15 protein-coding genes are annotated in these 16,501 nt (G+C 39.6%); 5 read left to right on the top strand and 10 right to left on the bottom strand.

Annotation, left to right across the window (positions count from 1 at the left end; genetic code table 11):
- Positions 1-450 precede the first annotated feature (450 nt).
- Complete coding sequence (ppsA, locus tag P8O16_RS13910; RefSeq protein WP_300316045.1) at positions 451-2,862, top strand: phosphoenolpyruvate synthase; 2,412 nt, start codon at positions 451-453, stop codon at positions 2,860-2,862.
- Between the two features lie 646 nt (positions 2,863-3,508).
- Positions 3,509-4,039 carry a hypothetical protein gene (locus P8O16_RS13905; protein WP_300316044.1) on the top strand — a complete coding sequence of 177 codons (531 nt, stop codon included), beginning with the start codon at positions 3,509-3,511 and terminating at the stop codon, positions 4,037-4,039.
- Between the two features lie 232 nt (positions 4,040-4,271).
- On the opposite strand, the gene P8O16_RS13900 is transcribed toward P8O16_RS13905, so the two are convergent.
- Positions 4,272-5,162, bottom strand: a complete 891-nt coding sequence (locus tag P8O16_RS13900) for a hypothetical protein (protein WP_300316043.1) — start codon at positions 5,160-5,162, stop codon at positions 4,272-4,274.
- A 362-nt stretch (positions 5,163-5,524) separates the two neighbouring features.
- Here P8O16_RS13900 and P8O16_RS13895 point away from each other — a divergent pair, with 362 nt between their 5' ends.
- On the top strand, positions 5,525-6,289 hold the full coding sequence (locus P8O16_RS13895) for an SDR family NAD(P)-dependent oxidoreductase (RefSeq protein WP_300316042.1): 765 nt from the start codon (positions 5,525-5,527) through the stop codon (positions 6,287-6,289).
- 10 nt (positions 6,290-6,299) lie between these two features.
- Here the strand turns inward: P8O16_RS13895 and mnmE are convergent, their stop codons facing one another.
- The 8 genes from mnmE to P8O16_RS13855 form a co-directional block, all read right to left on the bottom strand.
- A complete protein-coding gene (gene mnmE, locus P8O16_RS13890; protein ID WP_300316041.1) occupies positions 6,300-7,682 on the bottom strand; it encodes a tRNA uridine-5-carboxymethylaminomethyl(34) synthesis GTPase MnmE in 1,383 nt (460 codons plus the stop codon).
- Positions 7,679-8,140 (bottom strand): thioredoxin fold domain-containing protein, encoded by a 462-nt coding sequence (locus P8O16_RS13885; protein WP_300316040.1) that lies wholly within the window; start codon positions 8,138-8,140, stop codon positions 7,679-7,681. The genes mnmE and P8O16_RS13885 overlap by 4 nt, the downstream gene beginning before the upstream one ends.
- Position 8,141: 1 nt before the next feature.
- Positions 8,142-9,041: a metal ABC transporter permease gene (locus P8O16_RS13880; RefSeq protein WP_300316039.1), complete on the bottom strand. Its 900-nt coding sequence runs from the start codon at positions 9,039-9,041 to the stop codon at positions 8,142-8,144.
- Positions 9,028-10,320, bottom strand: coding sequence for a metal ABC transporter permease (locus tag P8O16_RS13875; RefSeq protein ID WP_300316038.1), 1,293 nt, complete (start codon positions 10,318-10,320; stop codon positions 9,028-9,030). The genes P8O16_RS13880 and P8O16_RS13875 overlap by 14 nt, the downstream gene beginning before the upstream one ends.
- Position 10,321: 1 nt before the next feature.
- Complete coding sequence (locus tag P8O16_RS13870; RefSeq protein WP_300316037.1) at positions 10,322-11,110, bottom strand: metal ABC transporter ATP-binding protein; 789 nt, start codon at positions 11,108-11,110, stop codon at positions 10,322-10,324.
- Complete coding sequence (locus P8O16_RS13865; protein ID WP_300316036.1) at positions 11,107-12,024, bottom strand: zinc ABC transporter substrate-binding protein; 918 nt, start codon at positions 12,022-12,024, stop codon at positions 11,107-11,109. Before P8O16_RS13865 ends, P8O16_RS13870 begins: the two co-directional genes overlap by 4 nt.
- Positions 12,021-12,680 carry a metal-dependent transcriptional regulator gene (locus P8O16_RS13860; RefSeq protein WP_300316046.1) on the bottom strand — a complete coding sequence of 220 codons (660 nt, stop codon included), beginning with the start codon at positions 12,678-12,680 and terminating at the stop codon, positions 12,021-12,023. The genes P8O16_RS13865 and P8O16_RS13860 overlap by 4 nt, the downstream gene beginning before the upstream one ends.
- 319 nt (positions 12,681-12,999) lie before the next feature.
- On the bottom strand, positions 13,000-14,127 hold the full coding sequence (locus P8O16_RS13855) for a glycosyltransferase (RefSeq protein WP_300316035.1): 1,128 nt from the start codon (positions 14,125-14,127) through the stop codon (positions 13,000-13,002).
- A gap of 20 nt (positions 14,128-14,147) precedes the next feature.
- On the opposite strand from P8O16_RS13855, the gene P8O16_RS13850 reads away from it, so the two are divergent.
- Both P8O16_RS13850 and P8O16_RS13845 read left to right on the top strand, forming a co-directional pair.
- Entirely contained in the window at positions 14,148-14,963 is an 816-nt protein-coding gene (locus P8O16_RS13850; protein ID WP_300316034.1) for a 2,3,4,5-tetrahydropyridine-2,6-dicarboxylate N-succinyltransferase, read from the top strand.
- An 11-nt stretch (positions 14,964-14,974) separates the two neighbouring features.
- Positions 14,975-15,577, top strand: a complete 603-nt coding sequence (locus P8O16_RS13845) for a tetratricopeptide repeat protein (RefSeq protein WP_300316033.1) — start codon at positions 14,975-14,977, stop codon at positions 15,575-15,577.
- A 50-nt stretch (positions 15,578-15,627) separates the two neighbouring features.
- Here the strand turns inward: P8O16_RS13845 and P8O16_RS13840 are convergent, their stop codons facing one another.
- Positions 15,628-16,335, bottom strand: coding sequence for a molecular chaperone DnaJ (locus P8O16_RS13840; protein ID WP_300316032.1), 708 nt, complete (start codon positions 16,333-16,335; stop codon positions 15,628-15,630).
- Between the last annotated feature and the right edge of the window lie 166 nt (positions 16,336-16,501).

Below are 16,501 nucleotides of genomic sequence, written 5' to 3'. Positions count from 1 at the left end.
CAGTCAAGTTCAGTTTGGAAGCTTTTACTGAACTCTATGACTCCTTGACCTTTAAATATATCCATTTTGAGCGTTTGAAAAGCTATAAATATATGCAATTAAAAGGACACCTCTATAAGTTAAACCTTATAATAGAGTGGAAGAAATACAGCAGAAAAGGATAGGGAAAAACATTGAGAATTATCAAGTATTTTAGTCCGCTTAAAATAGGGTTACTTGCATTGGGAGTACCTCTTAATAAAGAACAGGTTGAAATTTATTTCCAATAGCACTACATGCTTATTTGTATCAAGCGAATTTTCACTATTTAACCGAAATTAGTAAAGATCTAGAGGTAATTGATAGAAGTACTGATTTAAAAAAAATTAATTGTATTTGATATTGATGGAATCCTAACCGAAAGCAAATCACCAATAGACAAGGAGCTTTTTAGCTTAATTCAAAACTACTATGAAACAGATAAAAAAATTTTCAGAAATACATCTAAATGACATTGCCCAAGTGGGAGGAAAGAATTCTTCCTTGGGGGAAATGTTTTCAGAATTGTCTTCCAAAGGCATTAAAGTGCCCGACGGGTTTGCGGTGACAAATGAAGGTTATTGGAATTTTTTAAATGAAAACCAACTTGTACCCAAGCTGAAAGCCATTCTTTCAGAATTGGATCTTAAAACATTTAAAAACCTGTCCAAAATAGGTTCTAAGGCCAGACAATTGCTGTTAGATGCATCTTTTCCCGAAGAATTGAGTGAGGAGATAATAACTTCCTATAAGCACTTGCAAAAGCGTTCAGGAAGCACGGTTTCTTTAGCTGTGCGTAGCAGTGCAACAGCCGAGGATTTGCCAAATGCAAGTTTTGCCGGTCAGCAGGAATCCTATCTAAATGTAGAGGGCGAAGAAAACCTGATTGCCGCCTGCCACCGTTGCTATGCTTCACTTTTTACAGACAGAGCCATTAAATACCGGGTTGATAATGGCTTTGATCATATGAAAGTTGCGCTATCCATAGGTGTACAGATGATGGTTCGATCGGATAAAGCCTGTTCCGGTGTCATGTTTACACTCGATCCTGATACAGGATTTGATAAGGTTGCGCTTATTACCGGGGCTTGGGGGCTAGGAGAAAATGTGGTGCAAGGAAGCGTAAACACCGATGAGTTTTTGGTCTATAAACCATTTATCGATAACGTAAAGCAACCTATTATCTCAAGAAGGTTGGGTAGCAAGGAGAAAACGATGGTGTATGCTGATAAAAAAATGTCCGAGATTCAAAAACCGGAAGATGCCATCATCAATCTCGACACTTCACCTGAAAACAGGCAAAAGTATATCCTCAATGATAAGGAAGTAATCCAACTGGCGAAGTGGGCTATAATTCTTCAGGAACATTACAAACGGCACATGGATATCGAGTGGGCGAAAGATGGCGACACCAATGAAATATTTATCGTTCAAGCTCGCCCAGAAACAGTCCACAGTCAAAATGAAAACAAAAGTCAATTCAAAGAATATCAAATCAAGGAGAAGGGGAAGCTAATCTGCCAGGGAATTGGCTTGGGAAATCGGATCACTTCGGGTATTGCCAGAAGACTGGATTCCCCAAAGGATATTGACAAACTGAAAAAGGGAGAAATTCTCGTGACAGGAAGAACAGATCCTGACTGGGATCCCATACTGAAAAAAGCAGCGGGTATTATAACCGATCAGGGAGGTAGGACTTCTCATGCGGCTATTGTAGCGCGTGAAGTAGGCGCTGTCGCAATTGTCGGATCCGGCAATGCCACCAAAGTAATTAAGGATGGTCAAGTTGTGACTATCTCTACTGCCGAAGGGGATACCGGCTTTGTGTATGATGGCAAAGGTACTTGGGATGAACAAGAGATTGATACTTCCAAAATTAAAATGCCCGAAACTAAGATTATGCTCATTCTTGCAGATCCTGATAGGGCATTCCGATATTCCTTGTTCCCAAACAATGGGGTGGGACTGATGCGAATGGAATTCATTATTAACAATACGATCAAGATTCACCCGATGGCCTTGCATCATTTTGATCAATTGCAAGATGCGGAAGTCATCAAGGAAATTGAAGAATTAACCCATCAATATCCGGATAAGAAAAACTATTTCATTCATAAACTGGCAGAGGCCACTGCAACGATTGCAGCTGCCTTTTATCCAAAAGATGTCATTGTAAGAATGAGTGACTTCAAATCAAATGAATATGCGAATCTCCTAGGTGGAAAGCAATTTGAACCTGAAGAGCAAAACCCAATGATCGGTTTCAGGGGTGCGTCAAGATATTATCATCCTTTATACAAAGATGCTTTTGTAATGGAATGCGAAGCGATGAAAATGGTGCGGGAGGAAATGGGATTTACCAATATAAAGTTGATGCTGCCATTTGTGCGAACTATCAAAGAAGCAACCAGTGTAACTAAGATTATGAAGGAAAATGGATTGGTAAGAGGTAAAAAAGATCTGGAACTATACATGATGGTGGAGATTCCAAGTAATGCGCTTCAGGCAGAAGAATTTGCCAAACATTTTGATGGCTTCTCCATCGGATCAAATGATCTTACTCAATTAACATTAGGTGCTGACAGAGATTCGGAATTACTCAGCGACATCTTTTCTCCTTTTGATCCAGCAGTCATGCAGTTGATCCGCATGTCTATCGAAAAAGCAAAAGTAGCAGGCGTCAAAATCGGTTTATGTGGTCAGGCACCAAGTGATTATCCTGAGTATTCGCAGTTTCTTGTTGATTGTGGGATTGATAGTATTTCCTTCAACCCGGACGCATTGCTTAAAGGTATTTCTAATATGCATCAGGCGGAAAGTAAAAAACCGGCCGGTAAAAAATAGACTTATGTCTTATTTATTCCTGATGCGACATGGGCAAAGCACCTATAACCTTGAAAATTGATTCACGGGAAGCTTAGATGTAGCGAAAGACAATCAAATACCAATTGTTCAAAACGACTCATTAAATGAACGAAGTGATGATACCATCGCGCATCTCAAGATTTTTCAAATTGTATTAATTACCATCCACCAGGGATTTCTCACCGAAACATCCCAACGAAATATTGCAGAGACTAAGTTTTATAACTTGGAGTGTTTTGTGCAAAAAAAGATTTCAGGGAATGAAATGACTAATGCAAGCTCTTCTTAAAAAAATCAAAATCAAAGTTTTGATTTTCCTTTGAAAGATGCGTGAATGATGCAAATCTTTTTAATTATTGTGTAACTTTTTTAGTAATAGGCAATGCATCTTTGTGCTAAAGCCACAATTCTGCTATATAATAATATCGTTTTAGAATTATATAAAACCTAGTTCTATGTACCTGATGGAAAAAACAGATCATATTGAGTTTAGCACCTGTTTTTCTTCAAATGTGTAAAGTGAATTTGCTTTGAAAATTTTACTATTGTTTAATTTTCAACATATATAAATAGAGTTGAGGAATTACTCTTTAATTTTCAGATTTTAAAAATTGAGCTATTATTTATGAAAAACTATCTTCCGATCAACTTGTATGGTGCTATAATAATTTTCGCTGGTGCTTTTCTTCTTTTTTCTGACTATACTACTTTTGATGCGCTAAAATTAACATTGGGAATCAGCTTGACTCTTGGAGCTGTATTATCCTTTATCGGCGCAATATCGAATCGTGAAAATAAAGCAGCATTTGCTTATCATGAAATGCATGCTTTGGCAATGTTTGTCTATGGACTTTCAGTATTGTTTTTTTCGAAGTCACTAGAAACACTAACCTCCATAACCGCTTTTCTATTCATCTTCTATTCTTTCTCAGAAATTATATTCTGCCTCAGAATTTTTGATTTAAAATCAAAAGTCCTTTTCAAGATTGTTATTGTTCGATCGCTTCTTGGACTTGCAGTGGGTATTGGGACTATTGTAGCAATGAACCTCTCGGACGTTACTTTGAAAGGATTTGGAATACTATTTATTATCGTTGGGATAAATGTTGCCCTCTACGTTCCAATAATAAAAGGAAAAGAGTTTAACAAAGGATAATTCTAGTCAAAAGATCGAGTTTGACTAAAAAATCCGGAACTCAACTTTGTCTCAGTATAGAAGGTTTCTGATTGACTTTAAATTGGCATAAACCAATGATATATCTAACATGAGGAGACCTATCATTACACCAGCCAACATATACCAGAAATATTTAAATCAATGGCGACAAAGTCATATTGCTTGGTAATTGATTTTGAAAATGGATTGGATTGAACTAGAGTTGAATCCCTTATTTTCCCAAATACTTTTTGAGTTCTTTTTTGTCCATTTCTTTTGAGATGAGTTCTGTGGGATGAGCAACTCTGAGTACTTCCAAAGCTTGGTCACTTTGGACTTTCTGTAAATCTGCAAAAATAGTTATAGGAAAATTCATCCAAACCATTCCCCTGTCACCCATTTCCCACCGGCTTTGGATCATTTTGACATGATGTTTGGTCTGATCAGGTAGGGTGGAGGATTCAGCGATTGCCTGGCCGGGAAAAACCACGTCCCCAATATCCACTTTGGCCGAACCTGCTTTTAGTCCAGACAATCGACTGAAGGTCCCGTCTTGGTGGTAAATCTCCAGATAATTTTCGGAGTTAAAATCAGAAGGTCCGGATGAAGCTTTTTCTATGTCCATTTTGATTTCTGAAACTATCCCTTTCCGAGGAGCACAAATGACGGTCGGTTTTTCAAAATAAAATCCTACTCCAGTATAAGGAAGACTTCCCTGCACGCTGGTATTTTGAGGTATCTCAACTGTAAGCGGACGCATGCTGAGAGTTGTGCCTTCTTCGACTGGTATCAAATATGCTGGTCGGTCTTGACTACTTTGTAGGTAGTCGCCTTTATACAATTTGGTGTTGTATTGGAAGCCCGTCTGCACGTTTACATATTCCGAATAGAGCTTTACCAAATTACTTTTACCAGGCGTGGCAACCCCATAGATCAATCTGCCATCCGGGGAGGCCAGATTTTCCAGCTTTATAAATTCGATCTGTATGGTATATGGGATTTTACTTTTGTTGAAAGCCAAAAGCGTTAGGTTCCTGTCCTGATCCTGTTCGGCAACGATTTCAACTTGGGCTTGAAGCAGATTCCCGATTAAGAAAAGGGCAAAGGTAAAAAGGAGTCTCATTTGGGTATTCGTTGAATAAGTTTGGCGTATTTAAGATCGTTAACTTTAGCGTAAAGAAAACAAACTAAGATTAATTTTTAAATGGCTTATAAAAATTAAGAATTGATCCATTAAATATTTTGAGCAGATCAACTATATTATTTTCCCAATTGACCATAGCTAAATAGCAGCCACAAATAGTCATTTGTATTATAACTTCCTTTCTAGTAGAATATAAAAGCCGAAAAAGTCTAGGCAAATTAAACCCATTGAATAATTGGAATTTAGAATAGGGGTGACAAAACCTCTAGACATGATTCATGTCATGACTTTTTCTTTTTCAATTGGTTAAATTGAATTTATTAAACCAAAAACAGTATACCATGGAACTGAAAGATAAAATCGCAATTATTACGGGTGGAGCAGGCGGAATCGGACTTGCCACTGCCAAACTTTTTCTGAAAGAAGGAGCGAAGGGAATTGCTTTGGTGGACTTCAGCCAGAAGAACCTAGATGAGGCTAAAAAAGAACTTGAAGGAAAAAATGTCCTTTACATTCAGGCTGACGTGTCCAAAGCTGCGGACGTGAAGCGATACACAGATGAGGCGCTCAAAAACTTTGGGAAAATCGATGTAATCTTCCTCAATGCAGGGGTAGAGGGTGTAGTCAAACCGATGTCGGAATATCCTGAGGAAGAATTTGATCATGTAATAGGCGTCAATGTCAAAGGAGTTTGGCTGGGAATGAAATATGGTTTTGCCGCTCTCAAACAAGGAGGCGGAGGTTCGGTGATTATCACCTCTTCGGTAGCTGGACTACGGGGAACCGCACAAGTTTCAGCCTATGTCGCCAGTAAGCATGCCACGATAGGATTGATGAGAACGGGAGCTTTGGAAGGTGCGCCTGATAAAATCCGGGTAAATACAATCCATCCCTCTCCGGTAGATAATCGAATGATGCGATCATTGGAAGAAGGCTTTGCACCGGGAGCTGGTGAAGCGGTTAAAGAAAATTTTACAAAAATGATTCCGCTCGGTCGCTATGCAGATAATATAGACATCGCAGAAATGGCGCTATTCTTGGCATCAGACCGAAGTAAGTTTGTGACAGGATCGACCAATGTCGTCGATGGTGGATTTACAGCTTAGATAAATAGTATCACTTTCCGATACAGAAATTCCTAAAAATATTCTCGAGGAGATCATCAGTTGTTATTTCTCCGGTGATCTCCCCGAGGAAATGTAGTGAGCGCCGGATATCCATCGCCACAAAATCATTGCTGATCTGATTATCCAAACCACTCAGAATGTCTAGGAGGGAAGCCCGGGTTTTGACCAGAGAATCGTAATGCCGCACATTAGTGACAATAGTATTTCCTGTTCTGAATTTGTCCAGATTTACCAGTTCTAAAATTCGAATTTTAAGATCTTCCAGGTTTTCTTTTTTTCCTGCGGAAATAAAAATCGTATCTGGATGCTGTTCCTTTAACTCGCTACTAATATTGGCTTTAGCTTTATCAGTCTTATTGGCTACTTTAAGGAATGGGACACCTTGATTTTCGAGTTTATTGATCTCTCGGTTGACCTCCACTAAATCTGTATCACTCAAATCAAAGAGGTATAAAATCAGGGATGCAGTCTTCATTTTCTCCTGAGTTCGGCTTACGCCAATAGCTTCAATCGTATCCGTAGTCTCACGAAGTCCAGCTGTATCGATAAATCGGAAAATCACTCCGCCGATACTGATTTCATCCTCGATAAAATCACGGGTTGTTCCCGCAATCTCCGAGACAATCGCTTTCTCTTCGTTAAGTAAGGCATTGAGCAAGGTGGATTTCCCTGCATTCGGTTTCCCCGCAATAACAGTCGGAACGCCGTTTTTAATGACATTTCCCAGATCAAAACTCAAAATCAATTCCTCCACCACTCGAAGCAGTCGCTCAACAAGCGCGCGTAATTCATCCCGACTGGCAAACTCCACATCTTCTTCGCCAAAATCCAGTTCCAATTCAATCATGGAAGCGAAATGGATTAATCGGGAGCGAAGCTGCTGAATTTCAGAACTGAATCCTCCACGCATTTGATTCAAGGCTGCCTGATGGCTGGTCTCCGAATCTGCATGGATCAAATCGGCAACAGCCTCAGCTTGGGCTAGATCAAATTGACCGTTTAAAAATGCTCTTTGAGTGAATTCGCCTGGTTTTGCAAGTCTTGCGCCTTTGCGAATAAAGAGTTTTAAGACCTGATTAATTATGTAGGAAGATCCATGAGTGGAGATTTCCACTACGTTTTCCTTGGTAAATGACTTTGGCGCAATAAACAAGGATACCAACACCTCGTCGATGATTTTTTCCCCATCTCGGATGGTGCCAAAATGAATGGTATGAGATTCTTGTTTTTCGAGATTTTTTCCAAAAAACACCTCGTTGGTTAAACGAATAGCCTCTGGGCCTGAAAGTCGAATAACTGCGATTGCTCCAACACCTTGTGGGGTTGCCAGTGCAATAATGGTGTCTTTTTGATCAGAAAGGTTGAAACTCATTTCTTTGGAAATGCATTAGCAACGACCCCTGTCAAGGTTTCCAAAAAAGGAACAGGCTCTCTGTAGCCTGGCATTTGAGTGATATTCTGTAAAGTAGAATCTATGATCACAAAGTTGGGATAGGAGCGAACCCGCATAGCCGCGGCCATTTGGGCTTCATTATATTCTTTTCCCATAAAATTAAAAGTGCGCTTGGTGTCCTCCGCATTCAATTTCACGGCGTAAAAATTCGAATTGATGTATTCGATGACCTTAGGATCAGTGAATGTCTCTTTATCCATCTTTTTGCACCAACCGCACCAATCGGTGTACACGTCCACAAAAAGCATCTTCTTTTGAAATTCGTTTGCTTCCACAGCTTCTTCGAATTTCATCCATTCGATTTGATCTTGCCCATTTACATTTTGGCTCAAAAAGCCAAGGGCTATTAAAAAGAAGAATATCCTAATTTTTTCCATATCAATTTCCAAACGACTCTTGATTAGTTGAAGTTCCAAATCTGTTGCTGATTAGTTTACTTTTATACAATGCGCTTGCCAAAAATACAATTCCGGCTACACTTACAACCATTCCCGCGATGGAACTATCGAAGAAATATGCCAAATAATATCCAAGAAAGGCGATTCCGATTCCAATTCCAATGGTGATTTTGATCAATTGGTTTAGTTTTTTGGTCCAAAGGAAAGCCGTGGCAGGAGGCACTACCAAAAGTGCAACCACCAAAATCGCACCCACCGCTTCGAAGCTGCTGACGGTAGTGTATGACACCATACTCATTAATCCTAGATTGATAACTCCTGCCGGGATGCCAATGACCATGCTGAAGTTTTCATCAAAACTGGTTACAGTTAACTCTTTAAAAAACAAAAAGATGAATCCTCCTACTAAAATTAAATTTAGAAGTGCCAAATACATGATTCTTGGCCCCATGTTTTGACCCCCGCCAGTGATCCAGAGATCAATTGGTAAGTAGGCAATTTCCCCATAAAGCACACATTCTTGGTCGAGGTCCACTTTATATGCTAACAGATTGATCAGAATGATTCCGATAGCAAAGAGTAGGGTAAAGGTGATTCCGATGGAAGCATCAAGTTGAACTCTTGCCTTTCTTCTCAGCCAATCGATCATCAGCGTAGCTAAAATCCCTAAGACTCCAGCACCAATGATCACTTCAAGTCCCCGCTGACTTCCTGAGACGAAAAACCCGATTACTATTCCCGGTAAAACTGCATGTGAAATAGCATCTCCTGTCATGGACATTTTGCGAAGCATCATAAATACTCCTAAAAGACCGCAGGAAATAGAGATCATCGAAGCGGTGAATATGATCAGAAATGCATTTTGGTCAAAGCTCATCATGGTCGCGGGGGATAGTCTCCTGGTGAGGATCTAGTTTCGGATAATTAAGTCGGTTTTCAAGCAGTTCTTCCAGCTCAGGTGTGAGGATATGCTCGAGTTTTTCTGCTGAATCATGGACGTGATCCGGCGCAATATTCATGTACTCATTTAGGTATAATTCCCAAAGTCTATGAAGTCGAACTATACGTTTAGACTCTGATTTACCTTTAGGAGTGAGTGATATAATAGACTGGTTTTTAATTATTAAACCATTACTGATTAAATTATCAATAGATCGGTCTGATTCTTTCTTTTGAAAGGGATAGGCCTCATAGATTTCTTCTATGGACAGGTTTTCTTTCCCTGCCTCAAGTGCCCGGTAGAGTGCTTTCAATAGGTGGTCTTGGTGTGTCTTTTTGAGATAACTTCTTCTGGAAATAAATCTTGAAAGCACTCCTCGCTTTGGAGCAAAAAGGAATGAAATCAAGGCTAAAAACGAAAGAAAGACGACGACCCAGGGACCGGTTGGCATTTGTGGTAGAATAAAGGAAATGTATGTTCCCATGACTCCTGAGACTGCGGAAAAGATTCCTGCAAGGATTACTAAATTTCCCAGCTTATCAGTCCAGAATCTCGCAGCAGCTCCAGGGGTAATTAGCAGTGCCGCCATCAAAACTACCCCGATCGCCTGAATTCCGATCACAACAGATAAGATCATTAATACATTAAAAATCAATCGGATCAATCCCATAGGGTAGCCAATAGCTTTCCCATATTCGGCATTAAAGACTAGCAGGCTAAATTCCTTTTGAAATATACTTAGCGAAAGAATAATGAAAACAGCTAATCCTCCATAGACCCAAAGATCTTCTTCTAAAATTGCGATTGCATTACCAAAGATAAATTGATTCAATCCTGCCATTTCAGGGTTTCCTGACTTTTGAATCACTGTTAACAATACGATCCCGAACCCAAAGAAAATGGATAGGATGGAAGCAATGATGGCATCTTCACTCAAGCGGGTGTTTTTGCGAAGCCAAGAGGTTAAAAAAGTGGCTAGGGCCCCTGAAAAGAATGCCCCAGATACGATATAAACAGGGTTTTTTGTTCCCGCAAGGATAAAACCCAGACAGATTCCTGGTAAAACTGCATGAGAAATAGCATCTCCAAGAAGCGCCTTTTTGTCCAAAAAGCTGTAGGTGCCTACATAGGCTGAACCTACCCCAAGAAGAATAATCCCGATTACAACAAATGCAATCGAAGAGTCTTGAAAAGTGAAGAAGTAGAGAAAATCGCTCATATCAGTTTTTCAAAGGATTGAATTCTTTCTGACGGATCAATTCAGATACTTTGGTAAGTAAATTCAGTTTTCCACCATAGGTTTTACGAAGTAGCTCTTCAGTAATGACTGTTTCTTTTGGGCCGGAAGCAACCAAATGAAGATTGAGCATGATAAACCAATCGAAGTAATTCACAGCAGAATAAATGTCATGATGGACCACGACCACCGTTTTTCCTTCTGCAGTCATTTGCTTCAAAAGTTCGAAAATAGCAGTCTCTGTAGCCATATCTACCCCAGCGAAAGGTTCATCCATTAAATAGAGGTCTGCATTCTGAGCAAGCGATCTCGCTATAAAAACTCGTTGTTGCTGTCCTCCTGAAAGCTCTGAAATCTGACGTTTGGCAAAACCATGCATCCCTACTTTTTCTAAGCATTCCATTGCGAGTTCCTTTTCCTTTTTCCCAGGTCTTTTAAAAAGTCCAAGTTTGCCGTAGGTCCCCATTAATACCACGTCAAGGACAGATGCAGGAAAATTCCAGTCTACTGATTCTCGCTGTGGTACATAGCTGATTCGGCTTCGAACTTCTTCCAAGGATTTATCAAAAAGCTTGACATATCCTCCTGAAGGAGAGACTAGGCCCATTATAGCCTTGATAAGCGTGCTTTTTCCTGCTCCATTTGGACCCAAGATTCCGATCAATTTTCCTGACGGAAGGCTTAAATCCACATTCCAGAGTACAGGACTTTGATCATAACTTACCGTAAGGTCATGAATTTCGATGATGGGTGATTCTACGTGGTTTATCATGGTTTAAGGCTTTCAAAGATGACGTTAACATTGGTGTTGACCATTCCGATATAGGTTCCGGCAGGTCCATTGGGATCGCCAAGACTATCGGTGAATAATGGACCTGCAAGTTTTATCTCGTGGTTTTGGTTTTTGCAACCTGCGACTACTGCTTCAATTGCTTTTGGAGAAATGGTTTGCTCTGCAAAAACTGCTTTGATTTTTCGGCTTACAATAAATTGAACCAAACCTGTCAAATCCCGAAGACCGGGTTCGCTGAGTGTGGATAAACCTTGTAATCCCAAAACTTCGATTCCATAAGCTCGACCAAAGTATGCAAATGCATCATGAGCTGTAATTAGCGCCTGATTGGAACGTTGTAGTTCTTGCATTTTTCTAGCAGTTTCCTCATTTAGGACTGAAAGCTTAGATTGGAAAATAGCCGAGTTTGTTTCAATACTTGTTTTCCAGTTTGGTTTCCAAAGAATGATTTCTTCTGCAGCATGGGACATTGCCATGGACCACAAGTTGACATCAAACCAAATATGTGGATCTACGGAGTGGGCCTCGGGTCCAGACCGAAGGAGTCGATCATGTGGGATTTTCTCTGAGACATTGATCAAAGTCTGACTGAATTCCAGCTTTTCGAATATCTCCGTCATTTTCCCTTCCAGAAAAAGTCCATGATAAATTACCAAGTCTGCATTTTGCAATAGATCCAAATCTCGAGCAGAGGCTTTGTATAAATGGGGGTCAACACCTGCTGGCATTAGTGCGACTACCTCGGCCGAATCTCCAACTATGTTGCGGATTCCATCTGCCAAAATACTGGTCGTTGTGACGATTTGTGGTTTGAGACGTTCCTCTGGATTTTCAAATTTGCAGCTGGCAAAAGTGAGTAGGAGCAGAGGCAATATGATTCGAGTTGAGATCATGATTGGAGGATCAAAATGTTAACTGCTACTTCTTTTGACATAAAGAGATTTTTCTTCTGATCGACCAAAATTTCAATTGATCCGTCGAACTCTACCTTGTCCAAAACTTTGATTCGAGCGCCGATGTAGGCACCTACTTTATCGAGGTATTTAAGGAAGGCAGCAGAGCTGTCTTTGACTGCTACAATTTGTCCCATTTGGTCGATCTCCATCTCGTTTAGAGCGACTCGTGGCTTTGCTTTTACATCTCCAAATTCATCCGGAATTGGGTCTCCGTGGGGATCAAATTTTGGGTAGTTGAGATAGGCATCCAGTCGTTGGATGAGTAGGGGAGATTGGATGTGTTCCAACTCCTCTGCTACCTCATGAACTTCATCCCAGGCGAAGTTTAATTTGTCAACCAAAAAGACCTCCCATAGTCTATGTTTCCGTACAGTTTGAAGTGCCATTCGCTTGCCTTCTTCGGTGATGTGAACTCCATAATATTTCCGGTATTCGATCATCTCCTTTTCGCCAAGTTTACGAAGCATGTCAGAGACAGAGGCGGGCTTTGTTTTCATTTCCCGGGCGACATCATTGGTGGATACACTTTTTTTTCCATCCTCTGAAAGGTGGTATATGGCTTTCAAATAATTCTCTTCTGCGGTAGTCAAAATCGTCTTAGGGTTAATACTATGGCAAATATAAAAAATAATTTAGCTATATCTAAAATAATATTTTTAATAAGCTAAAAGAGCTGTGGATAACCTGAAGTTTGTTGTGCGTTCCGGTTTAGGTTATTCGAAATAAAAAATTAGCCTTGACTAATAAATAATAGAAAATATTGTGGATCAATTAAATGAATGGGAGAATTAAAGATGCATTACTTTCATTTCCATAAAAAGTCATTTCAGATTAGAGTTTCCAATATGAAGAATAGAGTGTCAAGAAATGGGTATAGGTGGATAACTTTTGAGACTTATCCACGACTTGATTTTAGAGAAGGAGTTTTTCTATGGCTGATAAAAAATCAGCTTCTTGGGAATTCCAAAGAATGGAGGGGCTTGGATTAGCAGTAAAAAAAGTCTGTTGAATCGCTTGATCGAATTGTGATATTGCAAGCTCAGGTTTTGAAAAATTAATAAAACATCCTCCCGAAAAATCTTTTAAAAAATCCTCCCATTTCGGATTGGGCGAAATTAAAACAGGAACACCTAAAGCTGCTGCTTCAAATAATTTGGTGGGCATTTTATTCCAAATCTCAGAATGATTTTGATAAGGTAAAAGGCAGAAATCAACCGAAGAATAAGCTTTGATAATTGCCTGATGATCGATAGGAATTGGACTAGTTTGAACCTTGATTTGAGGATAGTTTTCGGTTAGTTTTTCCAGTTCACATTGGAAACTTTGAAGTGGAATATGGCCGATAATATGGAGTGAAGATTTTGGGTATTTTTTTAGAATTTCTTTAAACCAAATGATCCCGTCAAAGATCCCAAATGCAGGGGTAATAGTACCTGAAATCAGGAATGAAAACTTATCTTTTTGATCGAAAACCAAGTTAGATTTTTCACGGATTTGGCCTTTGAATTTATTCTCCAAAATTAGAAAAGGAGACTTTTCAGGCATCTCATTTTGATAGCATCGTTCAGCGAAAAAGTATAAATCTATCCCTTTTACGTCTTCCATTTTTCGGATCAACTTTGCTGCTCTTGATTTTTGTGAGGAAGACAAAGTTGGATTCAAATTCAGGTTTGCTGCATAGTTTTCTTGGACATCGTAGACAAGTTTATAACCCATTCGATTTTTAAAGAAAGAGGCTATGGAAAGGTATTCGTAAGTACAACAAATGAGAATTTTCGGTCGGACTTGAAATAGGGTTTTTGTAAACCGAACCAGCGACAGGATTCGGGAAAGCTTTGAACCAGGACTGGCAAAAGAAGAATAAAACTTAACACTTTCGATCTTTTCTTCCTTTTTAGTAGAAAAGCCTATGATGTTTAATTCGTATTTATTTGTTTCACGCAGCGAAATACCAAGTTTCTCCCAAGCCCGTGAATCACGGGTAGGTTTGAGGGAAGAAGCAATAAGAATAGGGATTCGCGAAGCGAAATTTTCACTCATAAACGAAACTAACCAAAAATATGGAACTCAGAACAATCATTGAAAAAGCTTGGGATAACCGAGAATTATTGAAAGAGAAAGAAACTCAAATTGCTATTAAAACCATCATTGCAGATCTGGATTCCGGAGTTTTGAGAGTTGCCGAACCTGCACGTGATGGTTCATGGAAGGTAAATGACTGGGTGAAAAAGGCTGTGATTCTTTATTTTCCTATTCAAAAGATGGAGACGATCGAAGTTGGGCCTTTTGAGTTTCACGATAAAATGGCCTTGAAATCAAACTATGCAAAGCAAGGAGTTAGGGTCGTTCCCCACGCTGTAGCAAGGTATGGTGCTTACTTGGCAAATGGAGTAGTGATGATGCCAAGTTATGTTAATATTGGCGCTTATGTAGACAGTGGCACGATGGTTGACACTTGGGCAACTGTAGGATCTTGCGCGCAAATAGGCAAGGACGTTCATTTGAGTGGTGGAGTAGGTATCGGTGGAGTTTTGGAACCAGTGCAGGCGGCACCTGTGATTATCGAGGATGGAGCATTTATCGGTTCAAGAGCAATCATCGTAGAGGGTGTTCGAATCGGTAAGCAAGCAGTAATCGGAGCAGGAGTAACGCTAACAGCTAGTTCAAAAATCATCGATGTGACAGGACCAGAACCTGTGGAGTACAAAGGATATGTGCCGGAAAGATCAGTAGTGATCCCAGGTACTATTCCCAAAACCTTTGCCTCCGGAACCTTTCAAGTGCCATGCGCCTTAATTATAGGCCAACGTAAGGCCTCCACTGATCTCAAGACTTCCCTCAATGATGCGCTTCGAGACAACAGTGTAGCAGTCTAAACCAACTCTAAATGAAAAAAAGTACCCTAGTAGTTATTTCTTTGATTTCCAGTCTATTTGTCTTTTCCTGTAGTGAAAACAAGGTAAGTAATGGAGATAAATATTACAATGATTCTCAGTTTGATCAAGCAATCGCCGAATATTCAAATGAATTAAAATATGCTCCGAATGATGTGAGAGTCTTATATCATAGGGGGCGAGCACATGAAGAATTGGGTAATTTTGACGAGGCTGAATCTGACTTTGAGGCAGCATTGGATTTGGATCCAAATAACTTTCAAGTTCTGTTAAGCTTGGCAAATCTTCATCATAAAGAGAAAAATTATACCAACGCATTATTATTTTCAAATAGGGCAGCAGAAATTCCCGGTGCACCGGCAATGGCTTCATTTATGAAAGCTAGGGCTTTGCATCAGATGGGAAAGACAGATGATGCATTGAAAGCATACAGTAATGCAATCACTTTAGACAAGGATTTCGGACAGGCTTATTACAATCGAGGATTATTGAAAATTGGGATAAAAAATGTCAAAGGTGCTTGTGAGGATTTCCAATTGAGCTCGGCATTGGAATATCCTGGTGCAGCAGAAGCTTTTAAAAAATATTGCAAGTAATCTCAAAAATTCATAAACCAAAAAGACCAGTCTCAAACTGGTCTTTTTTTTTAATGAGCGTGAGACTCTTCTTTGTGATCGCAAAGATTTTCAGAGGAGAGTTTTCCGCTACCGTTACAAGTTCTACAGGAACTAACCTCTTTTAGACTTCCCTCACAAACCGGACAAGTCAATCTTCCATTACCACTACAGCGTTCACACTCGAAATATTCTACGATTTTAAAGATATTGACACGTGTGATCATACCAGATCCACTGCAGCGACTGCATCCTACTACGCCTTTTGCCTTGCAATAGTCGCAGTCTTGCTCAATCTGTCTGGCTCCTTCGCAGGTAAAGCATACTTTAAATCGGTATCCTCTTCGGTCACAGAGTTGACAAACTTTGATCTCATTTAAGGGACCTGCTAATTTTTTTTGTAATTCTTGAGCACCCTGATAATGATCACCGGCAAATCCACTTAACTCAAGATATTTGTTTAGAAAGTTGGCACTATTGTCATATTGCTTTAGCTCAAAAAGAGTCTCAGCGAAGAAATAAGGCATTTCTTCAGGTAACGGAAGTCCAGAATCTATGAGGTCTCTGAAAATAGAGTTAGCTGTTTCATACTCATTTCGTTCCATCGCAGCTTGAGCACCTTTCATCCAACGGTCAGTTTGCCCAAGGTTTGGACTAATCTGAGCATTGGCAAAATGGGTAAGACAAAATGCAAAAGCAATCAAAAGGAATAACGCGGGGGACTTGAGTGGGCTTTTCAAGGTTAATTTTCGGATCATTGAAACCAAATAAAAAGAGTATTAATGAGTATGTAAAGTTAATGTTTACAAATCGATATTTCTTTTCCCAAATTTCTATTTGGGTTTTGGAAATTAAAAATTGTCTTTATTTTGGGGATTAATTCAAAAATTAAGTTTTACAATAATT

The organism is Algoriphagus sp. (assembly GCF_029254265.1).
Classification (GTDB): domain Bacteria; phylum Bacteroidota; class Bacteroidia; order Cytophagales; family Cyclobacteriaceae; genus Algoriphagus.
Note: the sequence above shows the minus strand (reverse complement) of the source record. Positions and strands in the feature narration are given on the sequence as shown.

Excerpts from the sequence above, each read along its gene's own strand:
- ppsA (WP_300316045.1), top strand. The coding sequence starts at position 451 with ATGAAACAGATAAAAAAATTTTCAGAAATACATCTAAATGACATTGCC.
- P8O16_RS13905 (WP_300316044.1), top strand. The coding sequence starts at position 3,509 with ATGAAAAACTATCTTCCGATCAACTTGTATGGTGCTATAATAATTTTC.
- P8O16_RS13900 (WP_300316043.1), bottom strand. The coding sequence starts at position 5,162 with ATGAGACTCCTTTTTACCTTTGCCCTTTTCTTAATCGGGAATCTGCTT.
- P8O16_RS13895 (WP_300316042.1), top strand. The coding sequence starts at position 5,525 with ATGGAACTGAAAGATAAAATCGCAATTATTACGGGTGGAGCAGGCGGA.
- mnmE (WP_300316041.1), bottom strand. The coding sequence starts at position 7,682 with ATGAGTTTCAACCTTTCTGATCAAAAAGACACCATTATTGCACTGGCA.
- P8O16_RS13885 (WP_300316040.1), bottom strand. The coding sequence starts at position 8,140 with ATGGAAAAAATTAGGATATTCTTCTTTTTAATAGCCCTTGGCTTTTTG.
- P8O16_RS13880 (WP_300316039.1), bottom strand. The coding sequence starts at position 9,041 with ATGATGAGCTTTGACCAAAATGCATTTCTGATCATATTCACCGCTTCG.
- P8O16_RS13875 (WP_300316038.1), bottom strand. The coding sequence starts at position 10,320 with ATGAGCGATTTTCTCTACTTCTTCACTTTTCAAGACTCTTCGATTGCA.
- P8O16_RS13870 (WP_300316037.1), bottom strand. The coding sequence starts at position 11,110 with ATGATAAACCACGTAGAATCACCCATCATCGAAATTCATGACCTTACG.
- P8O16_RS13865 (WP_300316036.1), bottom strand. The coding sequence starts at position 12,024 with ATGATCTCAACTCGAATCATATTGCCTCTGCTCCTACTCACTTTTGCC.
- P8O16_RS13855 (WP_300316035.1), bottom strand. The coding sequence starts at position 14,127 with ATGAGTGAAAATTTCGCTTCGCGAATCCCTATTCTTATTGCTTCTTCC.
- P8O16_RS13850 (WP_300316034.1), top strand. The coding sequence starts at position 14,148 with ATGGAACTCAGAACAATCATTGAAAAAGCTTGGGATAACCGAGAATTA.
- P8O16_RS13845 (WP_300316033.1), top strand. The coding sequence starts at position 14,975 with ATGAAAAAAAGTACCCTAGTAGTTATTTCTTTGATTTCCAGTCTATTT.